The organism is Nocardioides sp. NBC_00163, assembly GCF_045206295.1.
GTDB lineage: Bacteria > Actinomycetota > Actinomycetes > Propionibacteriales > Nocardioidaceae > Nocardioides.
On sequence record NZ_CP108155.1, the window covers coordinates 3,767,153 to 3,779,180 of the forward strand.

Below are 12,028 nucleotides of genomic sequence, written 5' to 3' on the forward strand. Positions count from 1 at the left end.
CACCTGGGCGCGAACGGATCAGCGGGCGGCGCTGAGGCGGTCGCGGATCTGCTTGAGGATGTCGATCTCGGTCTCGCCCGGCTCGGGTTCCGGGAAGAAGCGCTCCTTGGCGGCGGTGTAGGGCTTGACGATCATGAAGTAGACCACCGCGGCCATGATGAGGAAGGCGATAACCGCGGTCAGCCATGCGCCGAGGCTGACGCCGCCCGGCTCGTAGTTCGAGAAGTCGGGCGTGCCGCCGACCTTGCCGATCAGGTCCATGATCACGTCGACCGTCGCGGTCACCACCGAGGCGAACGCGGCACCCATGATGAACGCGACCGCTAGTTTGATCAGGTCGCCCTGGAGCAGGAACTTCTTGAAACCGTTCATGTGTTGCTTTCTCCTGTTGCTCATTGTGTGAGGTGAAGGAGACCCCGGATGTGGCGTGCGTGGGCCGTCAGTACGCGAAGGTGAGGTAGCCACCCACCCCTGCTGATGTGACGTCCTCGACGCTGTTCTCGGCGACTCCGACGATGACCAGACGCCCCGCCGAAGTGTTCGTGACGCCAAATCCCTCGGTCTTTCCCTGTGCCATGGAATCATCCCGGCTCGGCTCCGCGGCTTGAGGGAGGCTGAGGATCAGCGTGTCGGTGGTGACCAGGGCGGTCTCGGCGGTGGCGGGGTCGGTGGCGTAGAGGTCGACGGTGTCGCCGACGTGGAGCAGCCCGGCCATCTCGGCGTCGGGGAGCCGGACCGGGACGGCCACCAGGTCGGGGTGTCCCTCGGTCAGTTCCGGACCGACGAGACGCACGTCGGTGACGGGCTCGCCACGCCGCAGGGGCGCTGCGAGGCGCTCGCCGAGCGGCGCTTCGGCGAGGTCGACGGGCACGTTGGCGGGGTCGGTCGAGACGTCGGTGAGGTCGGCGGCGGTGAGTACCGTGCCGACCGGCAGATCTCGGGACGCTACCGCCATCGTCGAGGTGTCGGGTGGGTCCGGCCGGGTGGCCGAGAACCCGATCGCGACCGCCGATGCGGTCAGCAGGAACGCCAGCAGGCGTCGATGGGCGAGGACTCCGCGGCGTACGCGGCGGGAGAAGGACGTGACTCGAGTGAACATGCGGGCACGCTAAGTCGCCCGCGCGATTCCCGCATCTCGCTATCCACAGCCCAGATCAGGTTGTGGATGACCTTGTGGATAACCCGCTGCCGCGGGTGGGTCTCAGTCCGAGGAGCTGGAGGCGGCCGGCGCCGGGGAGGAGGTGCTCGAGGACGACGTCGTCGAGGACGTGGAGGACGTCGACGAGGAGGACCCGGAGCGGGAGTCGGTGCGGTAGAAGCCCGAGCCCTTGAAGACGACGCCGGCGGCGCTGAAGACCTTGCGCAGCTTGCCGCCGCACTCGGGGCACTCGGTCAGCGAGGCGTCGCTGAAGCTCTGGAACTGGTCGAAGGCGTGGCCGCACTCGGTGCAGGCGTACTGATAGGTGGGCACGTTTCTCCTAGAACAGAATCTGGCACTCGACGGGCGCGACTGCCAATATTAGCGAACGCCTAGGAGAAGCGCTGCATTCCCTCCGCGCTCGCCGCAGCTCCGACCGCCCGGTCGTGCGCCTCGACCGGCACCGAGACGCCGATCTCCCATGGATAGAGAAGTGCGCAGGTGAAGGTTCCGGCCGGCACCCGAGACAGCACACGGTCGTAGGATCCGCCGCCACGCCCCATCCGACGCCCACGCGAGTCGACGGCCAGGCCGGGGACGAGCACGACGTCAGCGCCGGCGATCGCGGAGACGCCCAACCGCTCCCCGCCAGGCTCCAGCAGCCCCCGAGGCGCCCGTACCAGCTCTCCGTCGTAGGCGGCCCAGTCCAAATCGTTGTCCGGCAGCAGACAGGGCAGCAGGATGCGTTTCCCGGCCGCGTCCAGCTCGTCGATCAGAGGTCCGGTGCCCGGTTCGGTGCCGATCGAGACGTAGAGCGCAACCGTTCCGGCGCTGCGTACGTCTGGAATATCAGTGACCACCTGCGACAGGGCGCGCGCGAGCGAACCCAACCGAGGGAGCCCGATGCGCCCCCGGCTAGTCAGCAACTGGTCGCGTAAGGCAGTCTTGCGCCCCACGAAGTCAGCGGGGGCTGGACTATCAGAACCCGGAGGGGTGTGTGAACCCGACACAACGACAGCCTAGGCTTTCCTCTATGGGTAGCCCAGGTTTGGCCAAGGCAATGGCGAAGATGCGCGATGCCGGCGTGGACGACGTCGCGGTGCAGACATTCGCACATTACTACCGCCAGCTCGAGCACGGTGAGACCGGGATGATCCCGGAGGGGACCATCGAGCCGGTCGACATCCCGTCGATCAGCGACGCCGCGGTCACCGATGAGGAGGCGCACGCCGCCATCTCGACCACCGCGGTGATCAAGCTCAACGGCGGCCTCGGCACCTCGATGGGCATGGACCGCGCGAAGTCGCTGCTGTGCGTGCGCAAGGGTCTGAGCTTCCTGGACGTGATCGCCCGCCAGATCCTGCACATGCGCGAGAAGTACGACGTACGTCTCCCGCTGCTGCTGATGAACTCCTTCCGCACCTCCGAGGACAGCCTGGCCGCGCTCGAGCGCTACCAGGACCTGCCGGTCGAGGGCCTGCCGCTGGAGTTCCTGCAGAACCGCGAGCCGCGCCTGCTCGTCGACAACCTGACCCCGGTCGAGTGGCCCAAGGACCCCGAGCTCGAGTGGTGCCCGCCCGGCCACGGCGACATCTACACCGCCCTGCTCGACACAGGGCTCCTCGACCTGCTCATCGAGCAGGGCTACGAGCGGGTCTTCGTCTCCAACTCCGACAACCTCGGCGCCGTCCCCGACGAGAAGGTCGCCGGCTGGTTCGCCAAGTCCGGTGCCCCCTTCGCGATCGAGGCCGTACGCCGCACGCCGAGCGACCGCAAGGGCGGTCACTTCGCGCGCCGCAAGTCCGACGGCCGCCTGATCCTGCGTGAGACCGCGCAGACGCTGGACGAGGACAAGGTGGCGCTGCAGGACCTCAACCGCCACAAGTACTGCTCGACCAACAACATCTGGTTCGACCTGAAGGCGCTCAAGAAGGTCCTCTCCGAGCGCGACGGCATCCTCGGCCTGCCGCTGATCCGCAACGAGAAGACCGTCGATCCCGCCGACCCGAAGACCCCCAAGGTCGTCCAGATCGAGACCGCCATGGGCGCCGCGATCGAGGTCTTCGAGGGCTCGCAGCTGATCGAGGTCGGTCGCGACCGGTTCGTCCCGGTCAAGACGACCAACGACCTCCTGGTCCTCCGCTCCGACGTCTACGACATCGGCGACAACTTCGTGCTCGACCAGGTCGCCGACGTGGTGCCGTTCATCGACCTGGACGGCGACTACTACAAGTACGTCGCGAACTTCGACGAGCGCTTCCCTGAGGGCGCTCCGTCGCTGCGCAAGGCGGCCTCGCTCACCGTCAACGGCGACTGGACCTTCGGCAAGGGCGTCCAGGTCGTCGGGGCGGTCTCGCTCGACGGCGCCGACGCCGAACGCGTCGCGCCCGCCACCGTCCTGTCCGACTGACCAACGGCTGATCCACAAGGGTCGGGTTGCTCTGCGGGGCGACCCGACCCTGTGCCATCTTTCCGGCGTGGAGAGCGTACGGCTCGTGGCGCCGATCGTCGGGGGGCTGCTCGCTGTGGTGATCACCGCGGTGGGAGCCTTTGGGCCGGACGATCCCGATGGCGAGGCCGCAGCCGAGATGGAGTCGTTGCGTTCGGCTCCGGCGTGTGACAGCCAGCCGACGAAGCCGGCCGCGTGCACGTGGAAAGGCGAGTTCGAGTTCGTCGGCTCCGAGTATCACGAGGGATATCGCGGCCGCAGCTGGTACTCGATCGACCTCCGCGACACCAGGCTGGATCCGGACGGTAGCCCCGGTTTCGTCCGTGCTGTCGAGAAGTTCGACCGCGAGGACATCGAGGGACTGACCTACGGCACGCCGGTCGCCGCGACCCTCTGGCGCGGTCGGATCATCGAGGTTCGGATCGACGGGCGAGAGCTACCGACCAGCGACTACCCCGAGACGGTGCCCAAGGGTTGAGTTTGACCCCGGTCCAGGGCACCGTCACCTTGATCTTCGGAGCAGTCTTCCTCCTCGCCTGTGGTCTGCTGCCGTACGTTCGAGACTTCCGTGCCCGCCGAGCGCAGGCGACCACGCAGAACGGCGCTGCGGGCGGCTAGTGTTTCCGGGGTGACACCCCACGAATATCGCCAGCGCATTCTCGACGACCTCGAGCCGATGCCGGCCTACCCGCAGCCCTTGATGGACTGCCTCGGGCTGGCGGTGGCGGAGGACATCCATGCCGAGGTGGCCCTGCCGGGCTTCGACAACTCCTCGATGGACGGCTACGCGGTCCGCTACGCCGATGTCGCGACCGCTTCGGCCGAGGCTCCGGTGCGGTTGCCGGTGCTCGGTGAGATCGGTGCCGGGCAGGCCTCGCTGCTGGCGCTCCCGCCGGGCGCGGCGGCGAAGATCATGACGGGCGCTCCGCTGCCGACGGGTGCCGACACGGTCGTGCCGTACGAGTGGACCGACCGAGGCGTCGCCGAGGTCGAGATCCGGCAGACGCCGGAGGAGGCTCAGCACGTCCGCTACGCGGGGGAGGATGTCGCCAAGGGCGATCTGCTCATCCCCGCGGGCACGGTGCTCGGCCCTCGCCATCTGGGCCTGATCGCCTCCGTGGGCCGCGCGCAGGTGGCGGTGCGCCCGCGCCCCCGGGTCGTGGTGCTCTCGACCGGCACCGAGCTGCGCGAGCCCGGCGAGACCCTGGGCCACGACTCGATCTACGACGGCAACTCCTTCCTGCTGGCCGCCGCCGCTCGCCGTGCCGGCGCGATCGCCTACCGTGTCGGGATCGTGCCCGACGAGCCGCGGGCGTTCATGACCGCGCTCTCCGACCAGCTCGTCCGTGCCGACCTGGTGGTGACCTCCGGCGGCGTCTCGATGGGGGACTACGACGTGGTCAAGGAGGCGCTGACGCCGGAGGGGGTCTGGTTCGGCCCGGTGAGCATGCAGCCGGGCAAGCCGCAGGGCTTCGGCCGGATCGGCGAGGAGCGGGTGCCGGTCCTGTGCCTCCCCGGCAACCCGGTCTCCTCGTTCGTCTCCTTCGAGCTCTTCGTGCTCCCGGCGCTGCGCCGGCTGATGGGCATGACCCCCGAGGCCAGGCCCGTACGCCGCGCCGCCCTGACCCACGCGGTGCGCTCCCCGAAGGGCAAGGAGCAGTATCTGCGCGGCTGGTACGACGGCTCCCGTGCCGGTGTCTCGCCGATCGGTGGGCCCGGGTCCCACCTGATCGGGGACCTCGCCGGCGCCAACTGTCTGATCGTCATTCCGCCGGAGACGATCTCGCTGGACAAGGACGCCGAGGTGGACGTGATCGAGCTGGACGTGGAGTTCTGATGGCCGACAGGTTGACCCACGTCGATGAGACCGGCGCGGCTCGGATGGTCGACGTCTCCGAGAAGGCGGTCACGACTCGTACGGCGACCGCGTCCGGGCGGGTGCTGGTCGTACCGGAGGTCGTCGAGCTGCTCCGCGGCGAGGGCGTACCCAAGGGTGACGCGCTCGCCGTCGCCCGCATCGCGGGGATCATGGGCGCCAAGAAGACCCCCGATCTGATCCCGCTGTGCCACCCGCTGGCGGTCTCGGGCGTCAAGGTCGAGCTGAGTGTCGCTGACGACGCCGTCGAGATCACCGCGACCGTGAAGACCACCGACCGCACCGGTGTCGAGATGGAGGCGCTGACCGCGGTCGCGGTCGCCGGACTCACCGTCGTGGACATGATCAAGGCCGTCGACAAGGGAGCGGTCATCACCGATATCCGGGTCGAGAAAAAGACCGGCGGAAAGTCGGGCACCTGGGAAATCGGGCAGAGCCAGCGATGAGCCTCAAAGCGACCGTCGTCGTCGCCTCCAACCGCGCCTCGGCAGGCGTCTATGAGGACACCACCGGACCCCTCCTGGTCGCCTTTCTAAATGAGCTCGGTTTCGTGGTCGGCCCTCCCGAGGTCGTACGCGACGGAGACCCGGTCGGCGAGGCCATCGCCCGGGCGGCCGAGGAGGGAGCGCGGGTCGTCCTGACCACCGGCGGCACGGGGCTGACCCCCACCGACCGCACCCCCGAGGTCACCCGCCCGTTGCTCGATCGTGAGATCCCCGGCATCGCCGAGGGCATCCGCGCGGCCGGAGTGGCCAAGGGGATCCCGACGGCGCTACTGTCCCGCGGTCTGGCCGGTCAGATCGGAGCGTGTGTGGTGGTGAACCTTCCCGGGTCCCGGGGCGGCGTGAAGGATGCGATCGAGGTCCTTCGTCCAGTGCTGCCCCACGCCGTGGAGCAGAGTGTAGGAAGCGACCATCAGTGACCGATCCCGGCTGGCCCGCCGTCCTCTCTCACGGCGCGGTGACCCTACGCCCGCTCGACCGCACCGACGCCAAGGCATGGACCGAGGCGCGCCGCCGCTCGGCGGCCTGGCTGCACCAGTGGGACGCGACCGTCCCTCCGGGATCCAGCGCGCGGCCCACGACGTTCGCGAGCCTCGTACGTCGTCTTAGGCGTCAGGCCAAGCGTGGCGTGACCTATCCGTTCGCGATCGATGTCGACGGTGTTTTCGCTGGTCAGGTCACGGTCAACAACATCGTGCGCGGCTCCGCGCAGTTCGCCTCGATCGGCTACTGGATCGACCAGCGCTTCGCCGGACGCGGCGTGATGCCGCTGGCGGTGGCGCTGGTCATCGACCACTGTTTCACCGCCGCGCGGCTGCATCGGATCGAGATCTGCATCCGCCCGGAGAACTCCAACTCGCTCCGCGTCGTGGAGAAACTGGGCATCAACGAGATCGGATATGCGCCCCGATTTCTGCATATCGACGGTGCCTGGCGAGATCACCGTATCTTCGCGATAACGGTTGAAGAATGTCACCAAGGAATGCTGGCCAGGCTCGGTTTGTCACCTGAATGAGGCATTGACTCGGCGTGTCCTTCTGAAATCACACAAGTCACACGCGACACACCACTGCACGTCCGCCTACGGGCTGGTAATGGCTCCTACGCTTCTTAACGTGGACCCGAGCGCACTCATCTTCGTCGCCCTCGCCGTGGCGTGGGCGGTGTACTTGGTGCCCAAGATGCTCGAACAGACAGCGACGGCCGAGGACGGGACCAAGAGCCGGGCCAGCGCCGCCATCTCCAAATCCCGCCGGATCCTCGCACGGCGAGAAGCCACCGGCAAGGACTCCACCGATCTGGTGACCGAGAAGTCGCCGAAGAAGCCGGAGGCGGAGGCTGAGGCTGAGGCTGAGCCTGCGGCGATCCCGGAGCCCGCTCCGCGACCCGTCCCGATGGCCGTACGCCGCCGCGCTGCTCGCGCCGCGGCCAAGCGCCGCAGCATCGTGCTCGGTGTGCTCGTCCTCGGTCTGGCCGTGGTCGGCGCGCTCGCCGGCTTCGGTGTCTTCGGGCCGGTTTGGATCGCGATCCCGGGCGCGCTGGTCGTCGCCTGGCTCGTCACCTGCCGGCTCAGCGTGCGCCACCAGCGTGAGGTCTGGGCGCGGATCCCGTTCCCCGAGGACCTCCCCGAGCCCGAGCCGGTCGCCCCGCCCCGGGTCACCTTCGACATCGACCAGGACACCGGCGATCTGGTCGCCGTCGTCGAGCACGACGACACTGGCGAGCACCTCCCCGCGGGATCCTGGAAGCCGGTGGAGACACCGCTGCCGACGTACGTCTCCAAGGAGGCCGCGCCGCGCCGCACAGTCCGCACCATCGATCTGGACGCCACCGGCGTGTGGAGCTCGGGTCGCAACGCAGCCGACTCCGAGCTCGTCCGCCAGGCCGAGGAGGCCGAGCGTGCAGCGGCCGAGGCCGCCGAGGCTGCCCGCGGTCGCGCCACCGGCTCCTGAGGCCATACTGATTGGGTAACACCCGCGACGAGATGCTAACGTTTCTCATCGCTTGGGGCTGTGGCGCAGTTGGTAGCGCGTCTCGTTCGCAATGAGAAGGCCAGGGGTTCGAATCCCCTCAGCTCCACCAAGGAAATCGCAGGTCAGAACCGCTGTCCAACATCCTGAACCAATGGACGTACGGATGGCGGTTCCGCGTTTATTCCGCACTTTGGCCCTCGACGAGCGTGGCCCGTGCCCGGAGGGAGGGCGATCTCTCGGGCCGTCTCGGTGTCTCGTGGCGCGGCTGGCGCACCTGAGGGGCATGACCACTCACACCACGAACGCCAGCACCGAGACCACGCCCTTCGTGTCCGGCATCGAGCCGGTCCTCTCCCTGACCGAGCTGTGCGAGCATCTGCACGTGCCGGCTCAGACCATCTACGACCTGCGCAGCCAGGGTCGCGGACCCCGAGGGTTCCGGGTCGGCCGTGAGCTGCGCTTCCGGATCGGCGAGATCGAGTCCTGGCTCGCTCGGCTCGAGGACTGCGACGATCAGAACCACGCCGGCGATAGTAATGCGGGACCGGGAGGTGGTCGGTGATGGCCGGTCGCCCACGCACCACCATCGGCACCTACGGCACAATCACCACCCGGCGCTGCAAGCCAAGCGGCTGGCTCGCCGAGACCCGGGTGCGTGACGCCGACGGCCGGCTACGCCAGGTCCGCGTCCGTGGCCGCACCTCCAACCTGGCCACCGCTCGGCTCAAGAACCGTCTGCTCACCCGTCCTGCCTTCGGAGCTGCCGGGGTCCTACGCCCCGACAGCGCCTTCGACGACCTCGCCGATGAGTGGCTGGGGGACCTCGAGATCCAAGACCTCGCTGACCGCACCCGCGAGGCCTACCAGGATCGACTGCGCCTGCACGTACGACCCGCGATGGAGCACTACACCCTCGGTGAGATCACCACCGGCCGCGTGGAGCGGTTCCTCAAGTCTGAGCTCGCCATCTCCTACTCCCAGGCCAGCCACTCCCGCACGGTGCTGAACCTGCTGTTCGCCTTCGCGTTGCGCCACGACGCCATCACCCGCAACCCCGTCGAGGGCACCTCCCCACTGCCGCGCCCGAAGAACGCCCCCAAGGCCCTGACCCTCGTCCAGATCGCCAAGCTCCGGCAAGCCGCGGCCACCTGGCGCACCGAGCCAGGCCTGCCCGGGCCCAGAAGCGACGGTCAGGTCCGCGACATCATTGAGGTCCTGCTCGGCACCGCGATGCGCCCTGGTGAAGTCCTCGCTCTGCGACCCTGCGACGTCACCGACGGCCCCCGGGGCATGGTCGCCCACGTCAGCGGCACGGTCGTATTCCGCAAGAAGAAGGGAGTCGTCCGCCAGACACACCCCAAGACCGACGCCTCCGACCGCTACGTCCCCGTGCCCGAGTTCGCCGCCGTCGTGATCCGGCGCCGGCTGACGACCATCAAGGCCGCCGACCGGGAACGGACCGTCTTCGCCAACCGCATCGGCGGCCCGCTCAGCCCCTACAACGTGCGCCGCACCTTCCGTGAGTTCGTCGTCCTCGCCGGCCTCGAAGGAACCGGGATCAGCCTGCGCTGGTACCGCCGCACGGGTGCCACGGTCCTAGCCCGCGGACTCGGCACCGACGCCGCCGCGACCTTCCTCGGTCACACGTCCTCGAAGATCACCGAGGGCTACTACATCGAACCGGACCTCACCGTTGATCAGGCCCCGGCTGCCCTTCTCGACCGTACGCTGCGGTCCGGGAACTCCGACGGCTCCTTGCTCGCTAAACCAGCGGTTGCAGCCGAGGAAGACCTACTCGACGAGATCGATCAGCTCGAGGACGGGGTGCCAGGTGACGCGGTCGGCGCCGACACGGCTGCAGGCGCTGAAGGTGAAGGCCCGCAGTAAGGTTGCCGGCCTGCGGTTCCGGTGAGTCGCCGGAACCGTGCTCTCTGGCCTAAGCCGGGTCAAGGCGCATGGCTGATGTCGTACTGTCCCACCCCCGTACCACCGCGGCCACACCAGGCTTCACGGGTTCGATGATCGATCGCGGCGGTTGCCTGGATGGTTTCCTTGGGTGCAAATCGCTAGGAGCCGGTTGGGGGAGCAATCTGCGTCCATGCAGGTCAGAGGCATGCTCCCCTGAAATCATCGGAGAGGTCGTGCGGTTGGACCGGCGGGCCTTACCTGAGACTTGCTCAGGACGGCTGGTGTCGTCATGGGGAGTCACGATGGCCGTACAGCCTAGCGCTCATCAACGTTCGACCCTGCCGACTCTGAAACGCTGAGTACGCATGTGGCCATTGGCGTCGATCAGCGAACCAGTCGTGTCACGATGTGCCGTCGCTCACCACCTCACCATATTCACACGGTTGGCAGATCGAGGAATTTCGTCACTGAGCGGAGTGTGGGGCGCACCTGCTGGACGTGAGCCAGACGCGAAAGATCAAGACCTGCGTGGAATGCGGTCGGGAGTTCCCGCGTAAGGGCGGCCGAGGCCGTCCGCGACTGTATTGCAGTCCGCAGTGCCGCAACCGTGCGCATGCGCGTCGGACGACGCCCAAGCCGCGCCGCGCGCCGCTATCAGCCCAAACAGGAGCCCAGTCGCGGCGGCCGATGACCACGGCCGAACTGCTTCGGAAAGTCCAGGAGAGCATCTCGGTACAGGAAGCCCAAGAGGTCATCGACTGGATCGTTGACTCACCGGACGCGATGCAGGTGCTGCTCGACGAGTTCATCGTGCGGATCGCGCTGGGTCAGATTGTCGAGGACGTGCGATACCAGCGCACAGTCAACAGACTCGTCACGGCGCACTCGATGGTCGGTCGGATCACCCAGGGCACCTTCACCCTGCCCGCGGTCGAGGTGAGTTGTTGACCTCCGTTCGCGCGCGCTGACGACGGTCGCATGCGTGCTGGGAGTCTTGAAGGGCTAAGAGGGTGCCTGGCGCCTGCTGATTCAGGTGTCGGCAGTGATCGTCAGCGTTCGATACCTCGGCATGCTGCGGGGAGATGCCGTGCGGCTGCGATCGGAGCGACCGAGCGGATCCGTTTGCCGACCCTGTGGCGGCCGATCCCGCGGCCCTGCTGCGCCGACTGGTAGGGGGCCGGAATGTCTGGCGCCCGCCTTGCTCAACGGAGTTCCTCGCAGGGCGACGGGGTCGACGACCGCAAGGCTGGGCCTTCCGCGATGCGCGGAAGTGAATCCCATCCATCTTCGGGCAGAACTTGGTCACCTCTCACTCCCTGCGCACCGCCCACGCCTGGTTTCGTCAGATGCTCGACGGGTCGTTGGTCGCGAGCCTGGGGTCAGTCCTCGTCGCCGAGGAGATTTGAAAGTCGTCGCATCGCGTCAGCAGTGTGTGCGTTCTGCTCCTCCTTCGGTAGTCGGACGAACGCGACCTCGGACTCGTACCGTTCGCGCTTGGCGTCGAGATCGAACCTCCGCAGCGGGTGTTGAGGGTCTGCAGTGTCGTAGACGCCCTGCCCGCACGTCGAAGACCGTCGTTGAGGACCCTCACGATCATCCGCAAGGGCGGGCCCGCCGCGACGTCGTGCTCGCCCCGACGACCGCCGCCGTCATCGATGCGTACGTAGGCGACCGGGAGGCGGGTCCGGTATTCATCACGAAGAATGGGACCCGGCTCGACCAGCCCGGCGCCTTCCGCTTGATCCGGCGCATCGCGAAGGCAGCCGGGATCGAGCATGCTGACCGGATTTCGCCGCACAGCCTGCGGCACACCTTCGTGACTCTCGCCCGCGAGGCTGGCGCTCTGCTCGAGGACGTCCAAGTCGCGGCCCGCCACGCCGACCCCCGCACCACCAGGCGCCACGAACCGCGGCCGACACAGTCTCGACAGGCACCCTTCGTACACCCTGGTCGCGTTCCTCGCGGACTGAGCGTACGGCCCACGACGTCCCGTGATGGCGTTCGGGTGCAGCGCCGCGGGAGGCGGGGGCTGGCACCCGGGCCCAAGGCACGGATCGAGGACGGAGCGGCGATCTGACGGCGCCCTTCCTTCGGTTTGGATGTCGGTGTTGGAGTCTCGTTTCGTGAAAACCTGGGAGATACAAACGGTTAACAATGGGTTCGAAAACTGACGCGCGTAAT

The 12,028-nt window shown here is 67.8% G+C and carries 16 protein-coding genes and 1 tRNA gene; 13 read left to right on the forward strand and 4 right to left on the reverse strand.

The annotated features are described in order from the left end of the window. Positions 1-18: 18 nt before the first annotated feature. From OG801_RS18110 to OG801_RS18125, 4 genes are all read right to left on the reverse strand, one after another. Positions 19-372: an MscL family protein gene (locus tag OG801_RS18110; protein ID WP_355020855.1), complete on the reverse strand. Its 354-nt coding sequence runs from the start codon at positions 370-372 to the stop codon at positions 19-21. Positions 373-439: 67 nt separating this feature from the next. Next, positions 440-1,099 carry an SAF domain-containing protein gene (locus OG801_RS18115; protein ID WP_406030258.1) on the reverse strand — a complete coding sequence of 220 codons (660 nt, stop codon included), beginning with the start codon at positions 1,097-1,099 and terminating at the stop codon, positions 440-442. 102 nt (positions 1,100-1,201) lie between these two features. Then, positions 1,202-1,471: an FmdB family zinc ribbon protein gene (locus OG801_RS18120; protein ID WP_160025529.1), complete on the reverse strand. Its 270-nt coding sequence runs from the start codon at positions 1,469-1,471 to the stop codon at positions 1,202-1,204. 59 nt (positions 1,472-1,530) lie between these two features. Then, positions 1,531-2,028, reverse strand: coding sequence for a 5-formyltetrahydrofolate cyclo-ligase (locus OG801_RS18125; protein WP_406030259.1), 498 nt, complete (start codon positions 2,026-2,028; stop codon positions 1,531-1,533). A gap of 143 nt (positions 2,029-2,171) precedes the next feature. Between OG801_RS18125 and OG801_RS18130 the strand changes: the two genes are divergently transcribed. From OG801_RS18130 to OG801_RS18190, 13 genes are all read left to right on the forward strand, one after another. Next, positions 2,172-3,548 (forward strand): UTP--glucose-1-phosphate uridylyltransferase, encoded by a 1,377-nt coding sequence (locus OG801_RS18130; RefSeq protein WP_406030261.1) that lies wholly within the window; start codon positions 2,172-2,174, stop codon positions 3,546-3,548. 67 nt (positions 3,549-3,615) lie between these two features. Continuing rightward, on the forward strand, positions 3,616-4,065 hold the full coding sequence (locus OG801_RS18135) for a hypothetical protein (protein ID WP_406030263.1): 450 nt from the start codon (positions 3,616-3,618) through the stop codon (positions 4,063-4,065). A 2-nt stretch (positions 4,066-4,067) separates the two neighbouring features. Continuing rightward, complete coding sequence (locus OG801_RS18140) at positions 4,068-4,205, forward strand: hypothetical protein (RefSeq protein WP_406030265.1); 138 nt, start codon at positions 4,068-4,070, stop codon at positions 4,203-4,205. Positions 4,206-4,215: 10 nt separating this feature from the next. Further along, on the forward strand, positions 4,216-5,424 hold the full coding sequence (glp, locus tag OG801_RS18145) for a gephyrin-like molybdotransferase Glp (protein WP_406030267.1): 1,209 nt from the start codon (positions 4,216-4,218) through the stop codon (positions 5,422-5,424). Then, positions 5,424-5,909 carry a cyclic pyranopterin monophosphate synthase MoaC gene (gene moaC, locus OG801_RS18150; protein WP_406030269.1) on the forward strand — a complete coding sequence of 162 codons (486 nt, stop codon included), beginning with the start codon at positions 5,424-5,426 and terminating at the stop codon, positions 5,907-5,909. The genes glp and moaC overlap by 1 nt, the downstream gene beginning before the upstream one ends. Continuing rightward, entirely contained in the window at positions 5,906-6,385 is a 480-nt protein-coding gene (locus OG801_RS18155) for a molybdenum cofactor biosynthesis protein B (RefSeq protein ID WP_406030271.1), read from the forward strand. The genes moaC and OG801_RS18155 overlap by 4 nt, the downstream gene beginning before the upstream one ends. Next, positions 6,382-6,981, forward strand: a complete 600-nt coding sequence (locus tag OG801_RS18160; RefSeq protein ID WP_350836541.1) for a GNAT family protein — start codon at positions 6,382-6,384, stop codon at positions 6,979-6,981. Before OG801_RS18155 ends, OG801_RS18160 begins: the two co-directional genes overlap by 4 nt. 100 nt (positions 6,982-7,081) lie before the next feature. Further along, a complete protein-coding gene (locus OG801_RS18165; RefSeq protein WP_406030273.1) occupies positions 7,082-7,918 on the forward strand; it encodes a hypothetical protein in 837 nt (278 codons plus the stop codon). Between the two features lie 54 nt (positions 7,919-7,972). Continuing rightward, positions 7,973-8,048: transfer RNA gene (locus OG801_RS18170), tRNA-Ala, on the forward strand. 174 nt (positions 8,049-8,222) lie between these two features. After that, a complete protein-coding gene (locus OG801_RS18175) occupies positions 8,223-8,501 on the forward strand; it encodes a helix-turn-helix transcriptional regulator (RefSeq protein WP_406030275.1) in 279 nt (92 codons plus the stop codon). Beyond that, entirely contained in the window at positions 8,501-9,826 is a 1,326-nt protein-coding gene (locus OG801_RS18180; protein ID WP_406030277.1) for a tyrosine-type recombinase/integrase, read from the forward strand. The genes OG801_RS18175 and OG801_RS18180 overlap by 1 nt, the downstream gene beginning before the upstream one ends. A gap of 708 nt (positions 9,827-10,534) precedes the next feature. Continuing rightward, the gene (locus tag OG801_RS18185; RefSeq protein ID WP_406030279.1) at positions 10,535-10,795 is read left to right on the forward strand and encodes a hypothetical protein; all 261 of its coding nucleotides are present in this window, start codon (positions 10,535-10,537) and stop codon (positions 10,793-10,795) included. A gap of 121 nt (positions 10,796-10,916) precedes the next feature. Next, complete coding sequence (locus tag OG801_RS18190) at positions 10,917-11,924, forward strand: tyrosine-type recombinase/integrase (protein ID WP_406036285.1); 1,008 nt, start codon at positions 10,917-10,919, stop codon at positions 11,922-11,924. Positions 11,925-12,028 lie beyond the last annotated feature (104 nt).